This window comes from Ralstonia sp. ASV6, assembly GCF_016429285.1.
GTDB lineage: Bacteria > Pseudomonadota > Gammaproteobacteria > Burkholderiales > Burkholderiaceae > Ralstonia > Ralstonia flaminis.
Genome location: NZ_JAELUI010000065.1, coordinates 1 through 18,879, shown reverse-complemented (window position 1 = coordinate 18,879; position 18,879 = coordinate 1). Strand labels below are relative to the sequence as shown.

The window sequence follows — 18,879 nt, the reverse complement described above, 5'->3', positions numbered from 1 at the left end:
CTCCTAGTACGACCAGCTCACGTTGAAGCCGGCTGCCGTACTACCGGCGCGGAAACCCTCAGGCTTGGAGATCGGTGTGCCAACAAAGAGGTCCCAGAACAGGCCCTTGTAACCACCGCGCAGGCCAATCACGGCACCCGCCAGGTGCTGACCGATCAGGAAGCGCGCAGATTGCCCGCCCACCTCGCCATAGTCGAAGCCGACATAGACCTCCTGGCCGGTGTTGCCCAGCGTCAGGCCTAGGTCGTTGCGTATCAGCCAGCCACGATCGCCGATCAGCGTGTTCTCACCATCGAAACCGCGCACGGTATAGCGGCCGCCTATTGAGAAGCGATCCTGCGGCACCAGCGGTGTGCGGTTCCACTGGCCACGCCACGCGGTCGTGTAGCGTAGGCGCTGCGAAGCCAGCGAGAATGGCACCGTGAGTTGCACGTCGGCGGTGATGATCGATGGCCGCGAGGTGCCCTCGTCAAACGCCTCTTCCGGCGCGGGCAGCGACGACAGCATCCCCGTGCCCTTCCGATACGCCACGTTGGCATCTAACGTGGCGCCCCCGATGAATTCGCGATGATTCAGGCCGAGTTCCCAGCCGGCCATGCGACGGCGCTGCACCAGCACCTCGGTGTCATCGATGGCGTTGCTGGAGCTTCGCAGCCACCCCCGTACATAGGCGCTGGTCTTGCGTACGGCGTCACGATAGAACAGGCGCGAGAGGCGGATTTCGCTGTTCTCGCTGGTGCCGCTGTAGAGGTAGGTTTGATTGGCGCCTGCGACCGACTGGTAGTAGTCGTAGCTGCTGGTGGTGAAACCGAGCAGCCAGTAGTCGTACGGCACTTCGTAGTGGACGGTGTAGCCGCGCGTGCCCTTGCTGCCACTGTAGCCACCGCCCAGGTCGTGGTTGACGCTGACATAGAACAAATCATTGAGCGTCCACCAGTTGTCATACGACACAGTCACGCTGCCCTGGTACTTGCCGGTGTACTTGCTACCCGAGTCGTCGGCAGACACACTCAGGCGAAACGGCAAGCCCTGCTTCCAGTCGATCACGAGATCGCTCTCGCCGGGCTTGGCGTCGGGGCCTTCGGCCGGAGCGATCTGGATGTCGGCATCGGCGGTAGGTACGCGCTTGAAGTTCTCCAAGCCCTGCTCGATATCGCGCAGGTTCAGGATGTCGCCAGGCGCAGCCGGCACGGCGTTCCACTTGGTGGCGCGAGGGCTGCTGTCCTCGGTAAAGCGGATGGCGCGGATACGCCCCGGAATGACGGTGAGCGCCAGCGTGCCCTGCTTGAGATCCTGCGGTGCCGCCAGTACGCGTGTGGTCACGTAGCCGCGCGCAACAATGGCGTTCTGCACGCGCTTCATCGTGAGATTGATGCCGGCAGTGCCAAGGCAACGGCCCGTGGCCGGATCATCCGATGGATCAGCCGCGTTCAGCGCCCACTGGAAACGCTCGGCTGCATCGCCCGTTAGTGTGATCCGCTCGATGCGGAAGCATGGCGATTCGTCGGTCAGCAGGCGAGTTTCCTCAACGGCGGCCGGCTGCTCCAGACGCACGTCCGGTTTGGCTTCCTGATGCTGGCGCAGAATGCGTTCGCGCTCCTGCTGGCGCAGCAACTCCTGCGCAGCGCTTTCGGACGGCGGTGTTTGCGCGAGCGCCATCGACATCGGAAGCGCCCAAGCGCCGACCCATGCGAAACGTTTGCCGCGCCCCCAGCGCAGGCAAACCAGACTTCCCCTTCCCATGACACGATTCCTTTTTCGCCGCACGCGGGCATACGACGCCCTCGTGACCTATACGGCCACGTGGCTCCTGCAGCGATTCTTGTTTTGATTTGAATAGAGAAGCGTCTCGTACCGGAGCGGCGATTCGACCGGTCGTGCTGTGCCACCCCTTGTAGACACAGCAGCGCTTTGGGGCGCGATTCTAGCGGCGCCTATATCACGTGACTATGTAGATTTTTTGAATCGTGAATTCGACTTAATTCAAGTCTCATTAAAAAGACATTTTAAAACTCAGGCAATCGTAAGCCATGTGTGCAATTGACGCTGCCCGAGTTCGGTCATCTCCAACGCGCGGGAGTGCTTCTGCCGCGCAAGCCAGCCCAGCGCAATACAACGCTCCGCCACGGCCGCCCCGAGCGCACCGGCCAGATGCGGGCGGCGCTCACTCCAATCCATGCAGCCGTAAGCAAAACGGCGGCGCCCGCCGCGCAAGGCCGCCACGTCGACACCGATGGCGGCAAAGGCACGCTTGCCTTCGGACGTAACGTCGTAGGCGGCATGCGCTTCATCAAGCTGTTCGAGCCAGCCGCGCGTCAGCAGCTTCTCTGACACCTCCGTGCCAAGCCGCCCGGCCAGATGGTCGTAGCACAGCCGTGCCGCACGCAGGTTTTCAGGCACGGTCGAACGGCGCGGGTCTGCGGGCTTTTCTGGCGCAACCACCATCAGCGATTCGATCATCTCTGCCACCGCTGGCGAGCGCAGCCCGAAGTACTTGTAGCGCCCGCTGGCCAACGAAGTGATCAGCGCATCCGCCTCCAACCGGCGCAGGTGCGCGCTGGCGGTCGCGGGCTCCACGCCGGCGCCATAGGCCAGCTCCTTGGCTGTGAGCGAGCGGCCCTCCATCAACAGCAGCAGCATGCGGATGCGGGTTGGGTCGCCAATGGTGGCGGCCACCCGGCCGATATCAGGTTGTGTCGCTGGGGAAGATGCGGTCATGGTTCGATGCAGACCAAACTGTTGGCGCGTGACAGGCGCGGGGCCAGTCCAGACAATGGGAGCCATCTTACTCCTGCACCTCGCGCCCCGATCGCGTTGATTGCCACCATGGACATCCCCCTCGCCCCACCCGCTGATCCGCTGCAAGCCATTGTGCACGCCGACCCTGTGCCGTACTACGCCACGCTTGCCGCCACGCGGCCGTTCCTCTTCGATGCCGCGCTCGGCTGGTGGGTAGCCGCCAGCGCCAATGCGGTAGACGCCGTGCTCAACAGTGCCGCCTGCCGCGTCCGCCCTGCGGGAGAACCGGTACCCCAAGCGGTGGCCGCCTCGCCAACAGGTGTGTTCTTTGGCCGCCTCGTCCGGCAAATCGACGGGCCAGACCACGCTGCACGCAAAGCCACGGTAATGGCTGCCCTGGGCCGGTTGGATGTGGCCGCGCTGGCCAACCGCGCGCATCAACAAGCGCATGCCACCCTGCCCGATGCAACCGCCCTGGACGTCGCGCTGCGCACCGATGCCCATTTCCGCGTGCCGCTGGCCACCATCGCACAAACGCTGCTGGCCGATCAGGCCGACACGAATGCCTGCCAGAGCGACATCACCGCCTACCTGGCAGCGCTCGGCCCCGGCGCCAACGCCTCGACCGTCGAACATGCGGACGCCGCCGTCGGCCGCCTGCAGCAGCGCTTTGCCGACTCGCCGTTCGCTGCCAGCGACGACGATGCCGACATCAGCAACCTCGCCGCCCTGCTCGCGCAAACCTATGATGCGTGCGCCGGGTTGCTCGGCAACAGCATCGTCACGCTGGCGCGGTATCCAGCGTTAGTTGAGCGTCTGCGTGCCGCACCCGAGGCGACGGAACCCTTCGTGCGAGAAGTCCTGCGCCTGGACGCGCCGGTACAGAACACGCGCCGCTTTGTCGCCCACGACATCGATCTGCTTGGACAACCGTTGCGCGCGGGTGATCGCGTTCTGGTTCTGCTGGCTGCCGCCAACGTGGATGCCGCAGCCAACCCCAATCCATTGCGCTTTGACATTGACCGCGCCCAGCCGCGCCTCTGGACCTTCGGTGGCGGCGCACACCGTTGCCCGGCCGAGACCCTGGCGGTGGTGATTGCGCGCGAAACCGTACAACATCTATTGCGTCTGCCCGGCATTGCGCGATGGCTCGCCAACCTGGGCGAGATCGCGTACCGGCCATCGCCCAACGCACGTATCCCCGTCTTCCAGGCCTGATCTGACACTTCGACGTTTCGACTCTCTGCAGGAGCTTCCACCATGATTGCCGTCATCTTTGAAGTCGTGCCCGCCCCGGGCCAGCGCGATACCTACCTCAACATCGCCGCGCACCTGAAGCCGTTGCTTGAACAAATCGACGGCTTTATCTCGGTCGAACGCTTTCAGAGCCTCACCAACCCTGACAAGCTGCTCTCGCTGTCGTTTTTTCGCGATGAAGAGGCCATCAAGGCCTGGCGCAACCTGGAGCAGCATCGCAGCGCACAGCACGTCGGCCGCGAGAGCGCGTTTGCCGACTACCGCCTGCGCATTGCACACGTCGTGCGTGACTACGGTCTGAACGAGCGCGAACAGGCCCCCGCTGACAGCCGTACCGAGCACGCCTGACCTGCCGCCGAGCCCCCGTTTGGCGCCCACTGGCGCCCTCGGGCATCCCCTTTGCTAGTTGGTTGCGGAGCCGGCACGGAATGACGCATCGCACCATCCCGCGTCACTTCCGCGCGCAACGATTGCAAAGGAGTTGTCATGTCTACCGCTTTTCACGAGGCCGAACCTGCTCTGCAGGCCACACCCGCCCCGATCGCACACAAGCCAACGCACCACCCAGTGCGCTACGCGGTGGTGGGGGCCGGGTGGATTTCCCAGGCCACCTTCCTGCCCGGCGTGACGCATAGCGGCAACTTCGTTGTCACCGCGCTGGTGACGGGCGACGCCACCAAGGCCAACGCATTGGCCAGGCGCTATGGCATTAAGCACGTCTGTGGCTATGCCGACTACGAACACTTGCTGACCAGTGGAGAGATCGACGCCATCTACCTCGCGCTGCCCAACGACATGCACCGGCAGTACGCGCTGCCCGCACTGCAACGCGGCATCCATGTCCTGCTGGAAAAACCCATGGCCACCAGCGAAGCCGACTGCGAAGCCATGATCGAAGCGGCCCGCCAAGGCAACGCCAAGCTGATGATCGCGTACCGGCTCCATTTCGAGCCGGCCACGATGGCCGCCATTGAGCTGGTGCGTGCAGGTAAGCTGGGCCGCATCCGCGCGTTCTCGGCCGTATTCAGCCAGTCGATCGCGCCGTCCAACCACCGCGCCAGCCATGGCTATTGGGCGGGGCCGGTATCCGACATGGGCGTGTACCCGATCAACGCTGTGCGCAATCTGTTTGGCGAGGAACCCGTGGAAGTGGCGGCCGTCGGCGTGCGCGCCCCGGATCTGCCCTTTAACTTTGACGACACGGTGGCCGTGACGCTGCGCTTTGCCGACCACCGCGTCGCGCAGTTCACCGTCAGCTACAGCGCAACATGGGTCGACCAATACCGCATTCTCGGCACCAAGGGCGATCTGGAGGTCTCACCGGGTTTTACGTTTGGCTCGGGCCTGCGGCACCGCCTCACGCTGAACGGCCACACGCAGGAACACGCGTTCGATGCCACCAACCAGTTTGGCGGCGAGTTGCAGTACTTCTCTGACTGCATCCTGAACGACCTGGAGCCGGAACCGAACGGCGAGGAAGGCTTGGCCGACGTGCGCATCCTGGCCGCCATCGAGCGGGCGCTGGAGTCGGGGCAACCGCAAAGCCTGGGGCAGTTTCATCGCCACGGCCGCATGGAGGCTGGGCAGGTGCGCAAGCTGCCGGCCGTGTCGGCACCAGAACTGGTGGACGCGGCGGAGCCAAACGTGGGTTGAAGCGGAAGGAATTGCACCCGCAGCGAACGGCGGGCGCAGGGGACTACAGCTTGATGCGCTGCACAGCGTCGCGCATGCGCAGGCGGGTGGACACGTCGGAGTTATTGGTGTTACCGCTGCCGTCGGTTTCCATGGCGTTGTCGCAGCGCCATTCTGTGGCGGCGCCGCTGTCGGTCAGCGCGCAGACGCGGTGGGTCCAGCGGTCCCACACGAACACATCGCTGCCCGCCTCACCGGAGAGCAGCGGCTCGAAGCGGTACATCCACAAGTACCCGACACCCAGCAGGGTCAATACCAGAATCGCCACCCAGGACGCTTTGATTCGGCGTCGCATTGTCATTTCTCCTCGCAGAAGCACCGCGCCGGACGCGTCAGACAGTGCGTCGCCAAGCTCAAAAACACGGTGCTTCAAACGTAAATCGTAACATGCGGCGTGCCCGCCTCCGCCCGGCGGGCAGGACGGCGCGGCGGCACAACGATCCGGGAGCCGTCTCAGCAACCTCAGTTGAAGACGTCCTGCCGGTAGCGTCCGGATTGCATCTGCTCGGTCAGCCAGTCTGATGCGGTGGCCAGATCACTGCCGTAGCGCGCCTGGTGCATGCGGATGAGCGTGTCGCGCACGGCCGGTGCCATGGCGCGGCCGTCACCGCAAACGTACAGCGTGGCGCCTGCGTCGAATGCCGCCCAGACGGCCTCGCGCGCATCCCACAGTGCGTGCTGCACGAAGCGATGCGGGTGGTCATCCACGCATGAGTACGCCTGGAAGACACGCACCACGCCAGCGTCTTCCCAACCGCGCAGGGCATCGCGGTACAGGAAATCGTGCTCAGGGTGCCGACAGCCGAAGCACAGCAGCGATGTCGCGACGGCCTCTCCCACCGCGTGCTGCGCAGCACGCTCCTCCAGGAAGCCTCGGAACGGTGCAATGCCTGTGCCGGCGCAGATCAGTACCATCGGCTTGCTGGTATCCATCTCGGGCGCGAATGGTGGGTTGGGCGTACGCACCGTGGCGGCGATCTCCGCACCAGCCTGCAGTTGCATCAGGTAGTTCGACGCCGTACCACGATACGTGCCGACACCCGACCATGCCGGCCCCGACACCGTGCCCACCGTCAGCGCCGCAACATCCGGCGAGACGCGTGCCGATGAGGCAATCGAATAGAAGCGCGGCCGCATCGCCCCAAGGCGGGCGAGAAAGCCCTCCAGCGTCAGTTCGATGGCGGGAAAGCGGATCAGCAGATCGAGCACGCTTACGTGTGCGGCCTGGATGTCCTGGTCGAAACGCTGCGCCGCAGCCTCCCCGTCGATCCACACGGCAAGCTGGCTGCGTGTGAACGGGCAGCGCGTGATCGCGTGCAACGCAGTGATGTCACGCGCCGTGGCGGTGTCCTGCAACTCGACAAAATCGCGCAGCAATTGGCGCACAGTCACTGGCTGATTGAGCGGCAAGTGCCGCACATGGGCATGCTGCGCCGTCAGCGTGACAAGCGCCTCGCCTTCCAGGCCGAGCCGGGCAATGGCCGCCTCAACACGATCATCGGCATTGCGCGGATAGACGGCGAGGTGATCACCCGTGGCGTAGGTCACGCCTTGGGGCAGCCGTACTGTCAGATGACGCGTCGGGCCACGCGGAGCCTCGCGGATGAAGTCCCACAGTCCGGTGGGATCCCTGACGAGCTCCTCATTGGCGAGCACTGTCATGCTGCGTGCGGCGGCAGGCAATACGGCGGCACGCACGGCATCCGTTGCCAGGTATTGCACACTGACAGCGACAGCGTCGGCCTGCACCTGCCGCGCGCCGAGGGCAGCCCACAGGCCGCGCGTCCAGGCATCGACAGCCGCATCAAACCCGCCATTGCCGTCGGCCTCACCGCGCGGCACGATGGCCTGCGCACCGGCGGCGGCCAGCATGGCGTCCACCCGCGTGGGAAACGCCTGGAACGCCGGCCACTGCGAGTTGCCGCAACCCAGCACGGCATAGCGCAAGCCGGACGCCTGCCGGACCAGCTCACCATCCGAATCGAGCCGCGCCTCCAGCATGCGAGCGCTGTCCGGCGCACGGCCGTTATAAGTGGCCGCCACAACAACGAGCGTGCCCTGCTGCGGCAACGCATCGGCAACGGCATCCAGCGGCGCCACCTTGGCATCAAAGCCTGCGCGCGACGCCGTGGCCGCAATCTGTTCGGCAATGTCCTGGCAGGTGCCGAGGCTGCCGCCATACAGCACGTGCATCGGCTCCCCGCCGCCGGCCAGCGTGGCTTGTGCATCGGCGTCCGACGCCGAACTGGCCTGCGACGGCATGGAAACCAGCAACCGCTCGCGCGCATTGCGCAACCGCGCACGCAGGCGGAAGCCGTCCGGCTTGAGCGTCAGCGTCTCCTTGATGTGGAACGCGTAGTCGTGCGGATCGGACAGCGCAAAACGCTGCAGAATCACGGCCAGCGCCAGCTTGGCCTCGGTCAGGGCGAACTGGCGGCCGATGCAGGCACGCTCGCCGTTGCCGAAGGGCTTGTAGGCATGCGGGTGGATGCGGGCTTCGTTCTCGGGCAGGAAGCGATCGATGTCGAACACCTCGGGCCGATCCCACACGGCGGGGTCGCGGTGCAAGGCCATCAGTAGCGTCACCACGCGCTGATCCTTGCGGATGGCGTAGCGGCCACCAATGCGCGTGTCTTCGTACGGCGCCACACCAAAGCTGGGAGCCGTGGGCCACAGGCGCAGCGTTTCTTTCAACACGCGCTCGATCACATCGAGCTGCGCCAGGTGCGCGTACTGTGGCACGGTGTCGCCCCGAAGTACGCGATCGACCTCGGCATACGCCTGCGCCAGCACGGCCGGGTGGCGCAGCAGCATGTACAGCGCGAACGTCAACAGTCCGCTGGTGGTCTCGTGCCCGGCAATCAGGAAGGTGATGACCTGGAAGCGGATGTTGGTGTCGTCCAGCGGCAGATCCGTTACCGGATCGCGCGCGTTGAGCATCAACCCCAGCAGGTCGCTCGCCCCCTTGCCGCCATCCTGCGCCTGGCGGCGCTTGCGGATCACCTCGTCCACCAGTTGGTGCATGGCGGCCACATCCTGCTCGAAGCGGCGATGGTGCTCATGCATGAACCGGTCTTTGAACGGCAGGCGCGTGAGCTTGCCCATCGCCTCGGACAACACGCCCGCCATGGCCTCCAGAAATGGATGCAGCTCGGGCGTCTTGAACGAATCGAAGCGGTAACCGAAGCCGGCCAGCGAGATGGTGTCGAGCGTGAGCCGCGTCATGTCGTCGGCGACGGAGATGTCAGCGTCGGGGCCTTGTCGCGTCCATTTGTCGGCCAGCGCGTTGGCCACGTCGAGCATCACGTCGAAGTAGCCCTTCATGGCCCGCTGGCTGAAGGCCGGCAGCAGGATACGGTGGGCCTTGCCCCAGTTGGGCTCGTCCTGGTGGGCGGTGAAGAGGCCGTCGCCCGCGCCTGCCCGCAGGAAGGACAGTGGCGGGCCGATCAGCTTGCGAAAGCGCGTTTCATCGCACAGTTCGGCCACCAGATCGGCGGAATAGACGAACGGCACGCGGCGGCCGACAAAGTCAAGCTGGTAAAGGCCTTGGGGAAACTGCCGGCTGATCTCCAGAAACGTCTGGGCTACGCGGTCTCTGGGCAGTTGAAGCAGGTTGCCCAACCACGGCAGGCCCTTGGGCTGCGGGATGGGCTCCGCCGCTGCGGGGTAGGCGTTGGCGGGCAACTCGGAGACAGAACGCATGCGCGGTCGACTGCAAAAATGGGGTGTCCGCCAATGTACGCGCCACCCGGTGCAGTATCAAACGCCATCGCCGTGTTTGAATGCCGCCCCCTAAAAGTGTATCGGGCGACCCGTGGGCCGCCCGATCTGGTGGACTGCGATGTGCTGATCAGCGATTGCGCTGCGACGGATTGAACGGCGCGTTGACCTGGGCTTCCAGCGCGCGGATCTGGCGCTGCAGTTCGTCCACGCGGGCGCGGGCGGCGCGGCGCTCCACATCCAGCGTATCGGCTTCGGAGCGGGCAACCTTCTGGCGCTCCTGCGCCTGGGCCTGCTGCTGGCGTTGGATTTCCAGGTCGGTCTTCAGACCGCGCAGCTTTTCTTCCTGCACTGCAATCTGACGCTCGGAGCGCTCCTTCTGGGCTTCCAGGCGGATGCGCTGCAACTCCAGGTCGGCCATCGTGCGCGTCTGCTTGGCGAAGTCGCTGTACAGGCGCTCGGCAGAGGCTTCATTGGTGGTCTTGATGACGCGCCAGAGGTCTTTCTGCTGGAACAACGTCACGTAGTAGGTCAGATCGCTCTGGGCAAACAGCAGGCTGGCGCCGTAGGCCCCGTTGTAGGTGGTGCGCAGCTCGGACAATTCATGGGCCTGCATGCGACGCTGCAGATCCAGTACGGCGCTGTTGCCGGCACCGTTGCCGACCGGGCTCTCGGCACGGGCGGTACTGTTGCTGGCCGCGGGCGTGCTGGTGGCAGCCGTTGCGGTGGTCTGACCAACGGTGGCGGTCAGTGCCGGCACCGGCGCGGCCGCGGCAATCGGTGCGATGGCGGTGGGTGGTGCAGCCGGGCTCTGCGCCACGGCAGATGTGCAGGCGGTGCCGCCCGCCATGGCTGCCAACGCGGCCACAACGGCCAATCCCCTCTGAAACGCCTGTTGCGACGCTTTCCCTGACTGTTTTGTTGTTGTCATCTCGACCCTGTGGATTCTGCGCAGGTGTTGCAGCCGAAAACTATACGCGATCCGCCGCCCGAGTGGCATGCCGGGGGTCCCGCCGGGCGGGAGGGTGTTGTTTAGAACCCATTTCACCAATAGTAAGGGGCGCGAAGGCTGCCGCCTTCCCTACGGGTTCAAGCCAGGAGAGGCGCATGCGTCGTTACCGGCCTTGACCTTGGAATGGCCAAGGCCTGCGGCCCGTGCCTAGCCTGCGCCTCTCCTGGCTTGAACGCGTCCACATCCTATTGGGGAAATGGGTTCTATCACTCCATCTCACGCAACTCGGTCTCGCCGTCGGCAATCTGGTATTTGCGCATCTTTTCCCACAACACCTTGCGGCTGATGCCCAGGGTGGCGGCGGTGTCCTGGCGGCGCCAGTTGTTGGCGTCCAGCGCGGCCAGGATGCGGCGGCGTTCCTCATCGCTGCCACTGCCGCGGTCATGGCCGTTGCCACCATTGCCGTTGTTGGTCTCACGCTCGAAGGCGTCGCGCTGGAGGCCGGCAAACAGGGGCAGGATGCGGGCCTCGTCCCAGCGGCCGAACTGGCGCAGGGTAATGCCGATGCGCTCGGCCAGGTTGCGCAGTTCGCGCACATTGCCGGCAAAGTAGGCACGGCCCACCGACGCCCTCACCCACTCCGGCACCGGCGGCATGCTTTCGTAGGTCTTGTCGCCCAGCAAATGCCGCAGGAAAGACAGCAGCAACGCCACCTTGTCGTCGGCGCCGCGCTGCTCCAGGCTGGGAATACGCAGCTCGATCACAGCTAGGCGGAAGTACAGGTCTGCACGAAACTTGCCGGTGGCAACCATCTCGCGCAGGTTCTTGTTGGTCGCCGCCACCAGACGGAAATCCAGCTTCACGGGCACGGTCGAGCCCAGCCGCGTGCATTCGCTGTCTTCCAGCACGCGCAGCAGCTTCACCTGCTGATACAGCGGCAGGTCACCCAGTTCATCGAGGAACAGCGTGCCGCCGTTGGCTTGCTCAAAGTAGCCACGGTGCGCATACATGGCCCCCGTGAATGCGCCCTTGGCGTGGCCAAAGAACTGCGATTCGAACAGCCCATCGGGAATGGCACCGCAGTTGACCGCCACGAACGGGCCCTTGCCGTACATCCGGTTCTTGTCGTGCAGCAGACGGGCGATGCGCTCCTTGCCGGCGCCGGTCTCGCCGTAGAGCATGACGTTGCTGTCGCAGTCGGCAAAGGTATCGACCTGCTCCAGCAGCCCATGCATGGCCGGCGATGCCGCGACGAGATCGCTCTGGTCGGGCGCCTGATCCCGCGCCGACGACATCGACGGCAAGACCTTGCTGATCTGCGCGCGCAGTTCCGTGGCGCCAAAGTCCGGCCCAAGCACGTAGGTGTATTCGGGCGGGAAACGACTCGAGTCGTGCTGCGTGTCCGCGGCCACCCAGATTACGGGCATGCCCTGCGCGGCTTGCCAGTCCAGCACGGTAAAGCCACCGCTTTCGACTACCGACGCGCTGATGATGGCCACGCTCGGCTTGGCACGCGGCTCGGCCGGCTGGAAGTCGATCCCCCCCGCACGAATCACCTCCGCACCAAACGGCGCCATGAACCGCGCCACACGATCGGCAATGTCGTAGCGCCCTTCCCAGACAAAGATATCAAGCGTTTCGTACGCCCAGCGATCGGTTTTCATGTCGCCGCTTCCATGTCAGAAAACCAGCTCGACGGAATCGCAGTCGAGCGAGAGGAGTTTGATGTCGGCATAGCCGAGTTGGATGCCGAGCAGCCCAAGGAGCGGGCTGAGCACACCGTCTAGCGTTTGCCCCACCACTGATAACGTCGGTACCAGCAAAGGCATTGCCAGCGCACTGACATCCACAGTGATCCCCAGAATGGTTGCGGTTGCCGTCAACTGATTCAGGTTGCTGTTCAGGATGGAGCCAAATAGGTTCTGCGTTGCCACGCGCGGGGGTGATTTCCCGCTCGTATCGGTTTGTGGGTTTTGTCCAATCTGCGTTAGCGCGATGGTCTCGTCACCCCAACCGGTGTTCGGTGCCTGCGACACATTGGCTTTCAACCCCACGCCAACGAGCCCTAACCCCGCCAGCCCCAAATACACGGCTTGCGCGGGTGCGGCCGACGCGCAGTCCAACGTGCTGTTGACCGAGGTATCCGCATTGGCTGCAATGCACAACCCCACCGGTTGCGGCTGCGCGGAAATCGTGGCGGTCGAGCTGGATCGAGGAACAGTGCAGCTTGTCGACGTCGCATGCCCCTGGGCACTCGCTACCGTGAGTCCGATCGGAAGTGTGACGGCGAGCAGATTTGGAACGCCGACCACGACCTTCAGGCCCAGCCGCACCTGCGCTGTCCGCGCCTGCGTTTTCCACTGCCCCGCGTTCGGCCCCGACAGAAACTGCCCCGGTGGCCCAACGGCGATGGCAGGCGGCTCGATGATCTTCAGCGACAACGTAACAGCGCCCAGCCCGACGAGATTCAACGTGACCGGTGCCACGTTCACCGCCGATTGGCTGTTGGCAATTTGAGCGGCGGTCGTCAGCAAGTCCAACACATTGACTGTGGCATTGAGCGCGGCCTGCTCATTGCCGGCGAGTGCAAGCACCGAAAGCAGCCCCGGAGAAGAAGCTCCGCCATCACCAATGTTAATGGGCAAATTCAAGTCGTTACCAAACGACAGCGCATTGCTGGCCCCTGCTGCGCCCACGGATATGCCCGCCAGCCCGGATTGCGAGGCAACCGAAATCACCGCATTGAAGAACGTCCCCAGATTGGGCGACAACGCCAGCAACTGCTGCATGGAGCCAGCGCCGAGCGCGACGGCAAGATCAGCCAGCCGGATGTTGGTCGTAGCCAGCCCCTGGTATGACGCGGCATCGAGGTTAAGGTTGGTGTGCAGCAAATACCCGAGCACCTGGTTCAGCAATCCGTTGTTGATGGACGCCAGCCCAGAGCCGAGTGAGAACGACACGATAGACGTGTTCTTTGCGATGGCTGTCGCTTGTAACTGCCGCTTCCCGACCATGAAGAAATACGGCACGTTCTGCGTGACCGTTACCTGCGCGGCATTGGTGTTGCCGTCTACCGCCGCCTGGGCCGTGAAGTAGGTCGGCGCGGTGCCCGCGCTGGCATCCCACACCCCGGGCACCACTGCCAGCGTAACGTTGGTGCCGTCAACCGTCAGCCCGTTCTGTGCCACCGATTGCTGCGCCGCGTTAGGCAAATCCAATCGCTGCACAGCGGCCATCGCTGCCAGATCAGCGGAGCGCTGCAGCGCGCGCTGCGTATAGAAGAGATTGCCGATGTCGATCGACACCAGAACCGCCAAGCCAACAGTGGCAACAAAGACGGCCGTCATCACGCTCACTGCACCGCCCATGCGGCGCAGTGAGGTGGCGGTTCGGAGAGGGCGGGTAGCGGATTGCATCACGACGGGGAGAAACTGCGGCTCAACGCCCGGACGACTGCGCCGTGTTCTGCGTGGATGAGCGCGTACCGGTGTTCTGCGCTGCCACGCTTGGCATCGGCTGGTTGAATGAATTGAGGTAGCGTTGGTACGCCAACGCGGCCTGTTCTCCACGCAACGGCACGAATTCGCCTGCGTATGTCCCGTCACGTTGAGCCCTGAGCAACGCGCGCGTGGCGTCGTTGACGTTGGTTCCCACCTTGGGAGCCGCCAACGCGGCACTCTGTGCGTCTGCCCCGGAAAAACCCTGGGCAGCAGCGATACCACACGCCAACCATGTCGCCATGCCGGCAACCATCAGAATGCGATTGATCATTGTGCAGCCTCCAAGGTATCCAGTAGGCGGCCGCGCTGTAACGCCAGCGGGCCAACCGAGGTACGAACAGTATTGACGGCTGCGGTAGGCGCCACCGTGAACGGAGCCGCCGCCACGGCACGCGGGGCCACCGGTGAGGTTTCACGCGCGATACGGCGATCACGCCAAGCGCTACGTACACGCGCCACGTCGTCGTCAATGGCTTTGCGAGCCGAAGGCGTCAACTGCGCATGCGAAGCCAGCGATGCGGCATCGTCCCTGCGGTCATTCACGGTCAACCAGATCACCAGATTGCCGGAGATCTTCGGGCTACCAGCAGCCATCTGCTGCGCCTGCATCAAAGGCACACGGGCCTGTTCGACCTCGCCGGCACGCATCAGGGCGTAGCCGTAGTCGCTGGCGGTGGCCGGGTCAGTCGGGTTGGCTTGCGCTGCCACCTGCAGGCGACGCGCGGCCTCAACAAAGTTGCCCTGGCGGCCGGCGGTGATACCCAGTCCACGCCAAGCGGCCGCGTTGAGCAACGCGCCTTGCGTACCCGCCCCCATGGCGGCGGTAGCGCCCACCACCGCACGGTATTCGGCATCAGCCGCTGCAAGTTGATCGGTCTCGCGCAGTGCATCAGCGTGCAACAGCATCACGTCCGGCGTGCGGCCATAGCGCTGCTGGTAGGCATCGATATGCGCCAGCGATGCGTAATACAGCCCCTGCTCCTGCATCCTGCGGATCAGCGACAGATACGTCGCTGGGTTCGTGATCTCGGCTTTCTCCTGGCTTTGACGCTGACGCGCCATCTCGATATCGGCATCTGCACGCAGGCCCATGTCAGAGGCGGCCATCGAGCCGCAGCCGGCCATCAGCGCGGTCAGAATCGATAGGCTGGCCAACCGTATGCAGGCTGCCCTCGGGATTCGTGTCATCTCAATGTCCCCCGGTATGTTGCAGGCTGCGCATCACGCTCATAAAGCCAGGCCCTGCAGTAATGATCAGCAACGCAGGCAGCAGCGTTATCACCATGATCATGGTCATCTTGACGGTCAGCTTGCCCACCTGCTCTTTCAAGCGGGCGCGACGGTTTTCTTGCAAGCGCCCGCCAAACTGCCGCAGCGGCTCCTGCACAGCGCCGCCAAAGCGGTCAACCTGGGTGAGCAGCGTGATCAGGCCCTTCAGATCTTCGTTGTCGAACAGCCTGGCAATGCGCAGCAGTGTCTGCTCACGCGGGCGGCCCGATGCAAACTGCTGGTTGGCTCGGCCGAACTCACCAGCCAGCACCGGCAGCATGCTGTGGAACTCGTTGGCAATCACCTGCAGGCTTTGGTCAATCGACAAACCCACCCCTTGCAACAGGCGCAGCATGTCGACCATCACAGGCAGTTCGTCATCCACACGGCGGCGGCGGCCTTCCTTGCGGCGCCCCAGCAGCCACTTCGGGCCCAGATAGCCCAAAGCAAAACCCACAAAACCCCACACAAACACAAACAGGAACGACGAAGCATTCAGTGCGCCGACAACCGCCAGCAACGGCGGCAACACGATGCGTGTACCGCCGAACACTGTGCGCGCGTGCTCGCCGTAGTAGCCGCACTCTTCCAGCAGCTTGCGGTCTTCATCGGTGACGATCCGTCGCCCCAGGCCAGTGTCAATCCAGCGCTGCCCCACCTTGGCAATCTGCTGCTGAATCTGCTGCGCCTCGCGCGTGCCGTGAGGGCTCGTCTTGGCCACCGGAGGCACAGTAGGTGCCGCCGCGGTTGGGGCTGCGTTGACCCCGCTCGTTCGCATGTTGGACAGCGCTGTATCCAGCTTGCGTGCGCTTCGATAGCGGGTGAGCGTCGCCCGCAATGCCAGTCCACCGAATACCAGCACGCCCGCTGCGGCTGCAGTGAGACTGAGTGTGATGAGCGCATCGTCCATGTCAATCCCGTCCCTAGACTGATTTCGCCAGCCTGGCCAGCATGACCGCGCCGATCACTTCCATGGCGAATGCCGTCAGGATTAGCGACTTACCAAACGGGTCGCGCCACATCGACATGATGTAAGCCGCGTTAGACATGACGATCACCCCCCCAACAACCACCGGCAGCAGGCCGATGATCCACGCAGACATGCGTGTCTCGGCAGAGAGCGCAATCAACTCTTGCTGCGCCTGCTGACGGTCTCGCATGAACGCCGCGGTACGCTCCATCACGATATCTGCCCGCCCGCCGTAGCGCAGTGACAAACGCAGCACGGACGACAGCAGAACCAGCTCATTGACGCGGTACTGCTGACCCACTGCCAGTACAGCGGCATCAAGATCCTTGCCTGCACGCTGCATTTGCGTAATCGCAATCAGGCACGAGCGCAGCGGTTGCTCGGTATTCGCACTGGCGGCCTGAAAGGCGGCCGGCACGGCACTGCCAATGCTCATCAGGCGCACCACACCATCCAGGAACCCGGGCAACTGCTGCAGCAGCCGTTCATTCATCTTCCGCGAGCGGTTCCAGAACAGAAAAGCCACGATGAGCGCGTACAACCCAAGCGCCATCACCGCAGACAGCAAGCTCGACACAGCCCATGCAATCAGCGCGATCGTCAGCGCCGGCACAATCAAGAGCAGGTAGAAACGCCGGCTCGGCTGGATGTCGGCCCGGCGCAGCGCATCGTTCCAGGCCCGGGTAAAAGAGTCCGGCACGCTGACGGGTGCCGCCTCCACATTGGGCTGGTAGCGCGCATTGATCTGCTCGGTCTGCGTGCGCACAAAGCTGCGCGAGGCCTCGCGCTCACGCCGGCGCACGGACTCCGCCCACAGCATGAGCGATGCGCCCATCAGCAGGAGTGCCAGGCAACCGAACCAGAGCGTCATGCTAGACATGGAAGCGGCCTCCATTGCCGAATCCGCTCATCCCGCCGTCCTCCAACCCACTGTTGCGCATGCGTGCCAGCTTGGGTGAATGCGGTTGCAGGCCGAGTGCCGTCCAGCGGTCGACCTCTTCGCCATCGGGGCCGGTGTAGGGCTCGTAGCGATACAGCTCCTGCGTGGAGATGATGTTGTCGCCCAGCCCGGTGACTTCCGTAATCGACAGGATGCGCCGCTTGCCGCTGGACAAGCGCCCGATCTGCACGATGAAATCGATGGCATTGGTGATCTGGCGGCGCAGGCTCACCTCACTGCCCTGGAACCCAGCAAAGCCGGCCAGCATTTCCAGCCGGTACAGACATTCGCGTGGGCTGCTGGCGTGGATGGTGCCCATCGAGCCATCGTGGCCGGTACTCATGGCCTGCAGCATTTCCAGCACTTCGCCACCACGCACTTCGCCCACGATGATGCGGTCCGGACGCATGCGCAGGCTGTTACGCAGCAGTTCGCGAATCGTCACCACGCCGGTGCCTTCAAAACCACCGGGCCGGCTTTCCAGCCGCACCACGTGCGGGTGGTTGAGCGACAGCTCCGCCGTATCCTCAATGGTGATCACACGTTCTGTGGTCGGAATGTGGTACGCCATCGCATTGAGCAGCGAAGTCTTGCCCGAGCTCGTACCGCCGCTCACCAGGATGTTGCAGCGTGCCCGCACGGCAGCTTCGATCAGCACACCGATCTCTTCGCTCATCGTGCCCAAGCCCAGCAGATCCTCCGGCTTGAGTGGGTCTTTGCGGAACTTGCGGATCGACACCACCGGGCCTTCCAGCGCCAGCGGCGGAATGACCACGTTGATGCGCCCCCCATCGGGCAGGCGCGCGTCCACCATCGGATTGGATTCATCCAATCGCCGGCCAATCGGCGCGAGGATGCGGCGCACGATACGCAGCAGATGGTTGTTGTCGGCAAAGCGCACCGGAATGCGCTCCAGCACGCCATGGCGGGACACATACACATCCAGATGGCCGTTGACGAGAATGTCTTCCACCGCAGGGTCGGCCAGCAGATCCTCGATCGGGCCGAAGCCCGCCAACTCCTTGGTTAGCGCCTCGGCAATCTGACGCACTTCCGTCTCGTTGACGGGAATCCGGCGCATGCGTGTAAAACCTTCGACTTCCAGATCAACAAAGCGTTGGATGGCCGTGCGCGACCAACGCCCGAACTCGGCGCCCAGTTCTTCAATACGGGTAAGCAGATGTTCGTGCGCCGCTTCCTTGATGTCCTGGAAGGCCTGCGTGACAGCAAACGCGCCGGTACCCGCGTCCGCCTGGTTGGAAAACTCGATGGGTTGTGTCATGTCGCGTTCCGTCCAGTGGTGCCCAGATCCAGTTCGTCCTGGTCTGTCGATTTACGTTTGAGGCGCCCGTCCTGCCCTTTACCGAACCGCCCACCCAGGCGCGCCCGTGCACCCGCCACCCAACCCGACATGCCCGATGTTCGCTCGCTGTGCTGGGCATAGCCCAGCGTCTGCGCGATGTGGGCCAGTGCCTTCACGTAAACGTCGGTCGGGTGGGTTTCCGCCAGCATGGCGCCCTGGTTAGAGGCAATCACCAGCGCCTCACGGCGGCTCGGCACAGTCAGCACCGAGGGAATCTCCAATCGCTCAGCAATCTGCGCGGCGTCCAATGACAGACGCGTGTCGAACTTCGAGATGGTCAGATGCAGGTGATCGCGATCGATCTCGCGCTTCTTAAGCTCCTGCATCAACTCTGCGGCCGAAACAATCGCGCCCACGCTCTGCTCGGTCACCAGCATCACGTCGTCGGCGGCTTTGACCAGTTGGGCGATGAAGTCGATGTTGCCGAAACCGCCCAGGTCGACCACCTGCAGGTCGAAGAACGTACGCAGGCGGTTC

At 64.1% G+C, this 18,879-nt stretch carries 15 protein-coding genes and 1 pseudogene; 3 read left to right on the top strand and 13 right to left on the bottom strand.

Annotation, left to right across the window (positions count from 1 at the left end; translation table 11 throughout):
• Positions 1-3 precede the first annotated feature (3 nt).
• Both JHD73_RS14530 and JHD73_RS14525 read right to left on the bottom strand, forming a co-directional pair.
• Positions 4-1,743, bottom strand: coding sequence for a ShlB/FhaC/HecB family hemolysin secretion/activation protein (locus tag JHD73_RS14530; protein WP_199030982.1), 1,740 nt, complete (start codon positions 1,741-1,743; stop codon positions 4-6).
• A 270-nt stretch (positions 1,744-2,013) separates the two neighbouring features.
• Positions 2,014-2,718 carry a helix-turn-helix transcriptional regulator gene (locus tag JHD73_RS14525; protein ID WP_199030981.1) on the bottom strand — a complete coding sequence of 235 codons (705 nt, stop codon included), beginning with the start codon at positions 2,716-2,718 and terminating at the stop codon, positions 2,014-2,016.
• A 108-nt stretch (positions 2,719-2,826) separates the two neighbouring features.
• Between JHD73_RS14525 and JHD73_RS14520 the strand changes: the two genes are divergently transcribed.
• The 3 genes from JHD73_RS14520 to JHD73_RS14510 all read left to right on the top strand — a co-directional run bounded on the left by JHD73_RS14520 (position 2,827) and on the right by JHD73_RS14510 (position 5,649).
• Complete coding sequence (locus JHD73_RS14520; RefSeq protein ID WP_199030980.1) at positions 2,827-3,957, top strand: cytochrome P450; 1,131 nt, start codon at positions 2,827-2,829, stop codon at positions 3,955-3,957.
• Between the two features lie 42 nt (positions 3,958-3,999).
• The gene (locus JHD73_RS14515; protein WP_199030979.1) at positions 4,000-4,344 is read left to right on the top strand and encodes an antibiotic biosynthesis monooxygenase; all 345 of its coding nucleotides are present in this window, start codon (positions 4,000-4,002) and stop codon (positions 4,342-4,344) included.
• 138 nt (positions 4,345-4,482) lie between these two features.
• Positions 4,483-5,649: a Gfo/Idh/MocA family protein gene (locus JHD73_RS14510; protein ID WP_199030978.1), complete on the top strand. Its 1,167-nt coding sequence runs from the start codon at positions 4,483-4,485 to the stop codon at positions 5,647-5,649.
• 43 nt (positions 5,650-5,692) lie between these two features.
• Here the strand turns inward: JHD73_RS14510 and JHD73_RS14505 are convergent, their stop codons facing one another.
• The 11 genes and pseudogenes from JHD73_RS14505 to JHD73_RS14455 all read right to left on the bottom strand — a co-directional run.
• Positions 5,693-5,983: a hypothetical protein gene (locus JHD73_RS14505; RefSeq protein ID WP_199030977.1), complete on the bottom strand. Its 291-nt coding sequence runs from the start codon at positions 5,981-5,983 to the stop codon at positions 5,693-5,695.
• A gap of 167 nt (positions 5,984-6,150) precedes the next feature.
• Positions 6,151-9,390 (bottom strand): cytochrome P450, encoded by a 3,240-nt coding sequence (locus JHD73_RS14500; RefSeq protein WP_199030976.1) that lies wholly within the window; start codon positions 9,388-9,390, stop codon positions 6,151-6,153.
• Between the two features lie 148 nt (positions 9,391-9,538).
• The gene (locus JHD73_RS14495) at positions 9,539-10,339 is read right to left on the bottom strand and encodes a DUF2968 domain-containing protein (RefSeq protein ID WP_199030975.1); all 801 of its coding nucleotides are present in this window, start codon (positions 10,337-10,339) and stop codon (positions 9,539-9,541) included.
• Positions 10,340-10,626: 287 nt separating this feature from the next.
• Complete coding sequence (locus tag JHD73_RS14490; protein ID WP_199030974.1) at positions 10,627-12,024, bottom strand: sigma 54-interacting transcriptional regulator; 1,398 nt, start codon at positions 12,022-12,024, stop codon at positions 10,627-10,629.
• Positions 12,025-12,039: 15 nt separating this feature from the next.
• A complete protein-coding gene (locus JHD73_RS14485) occupies positions 12,040-13,776 on the bottom strand; it encodes a TadG family pilus assembly protein (RefSeq protein WP_233176982.1) in 1,737 nt (578 codons plus the stop codon).
• 22 nt (positions 13,777-13,798) lie between these two features.
• The gene (locus JHD73_RS14480) at positions 13,799-14,131 is read right to left on the bottom strand and encodes a DUF3613 domain-containing protein (protein WP_199030973.1); all 333 of its coding nucleotides are present in this window, start codon (positions 14,129-14,131) and stop codon (positions 13,799-13,801) included.
• Complete coding sequence (locus tag JHD73_RS14475) at positions 14,128-15,048, bottom strand: tetratricopeptide repeat protein (protein ID WP_199030972.1); 921 nt, start codon at positions 15,046-15,048, stop codon at positions 14,128-14,130. Before JHD73_RS14475 ends, JHD73_RS14480 begins: the two co-directional genes overlap by 4 nt.
• A 1-nt stretch (position 15,049) precedes the next feature.
• Entirely contained in the window at positions 15,050-16,039 is a 990-nt protein-coding gene (locus JHD73_RS14470; RefSeq protein WP_199030971.1) for a type II secretion system F family protein, read from the bottom strand.
• 13 nt (positions 16,040-16,052) lie between these two features.
• The gene (locus JHD73_RS14465) at positions 16,053-16,979 is read right to left on the bottom strand and encodes a type II secretion system F family protein (protein WP_199030970.1); all 927 of its coding nucleotides are present in this window, start codon (positions 16,977-16,979) and stop codon (positions 16,053-16,055) included.
• On the bottom strand, positions 16,972-18,321 hold the full coding sequence (locus JHD73_RS14460; RefSeq protein WP_199030969.1) for a CpaF family protein: 1,350 nt from the start codon (positions 18,319-18,321) through the stop codon (positions 16,972-16,974). The genes JHD73_RS14465 and JHD73_RS14460 overlap by 8 nt, the downstream gene beginning before the upstream one ends.
• A pseudogene (locus tag JHD73_RS14455) lies at positions 18,318-18,879 on the bottom strand (pilus assembly protein); the annotation flags it as partial. The gene JHD73_RS14460 and the pseudogene JHD73_RS14455, both read right to left, overlap by 4 nt.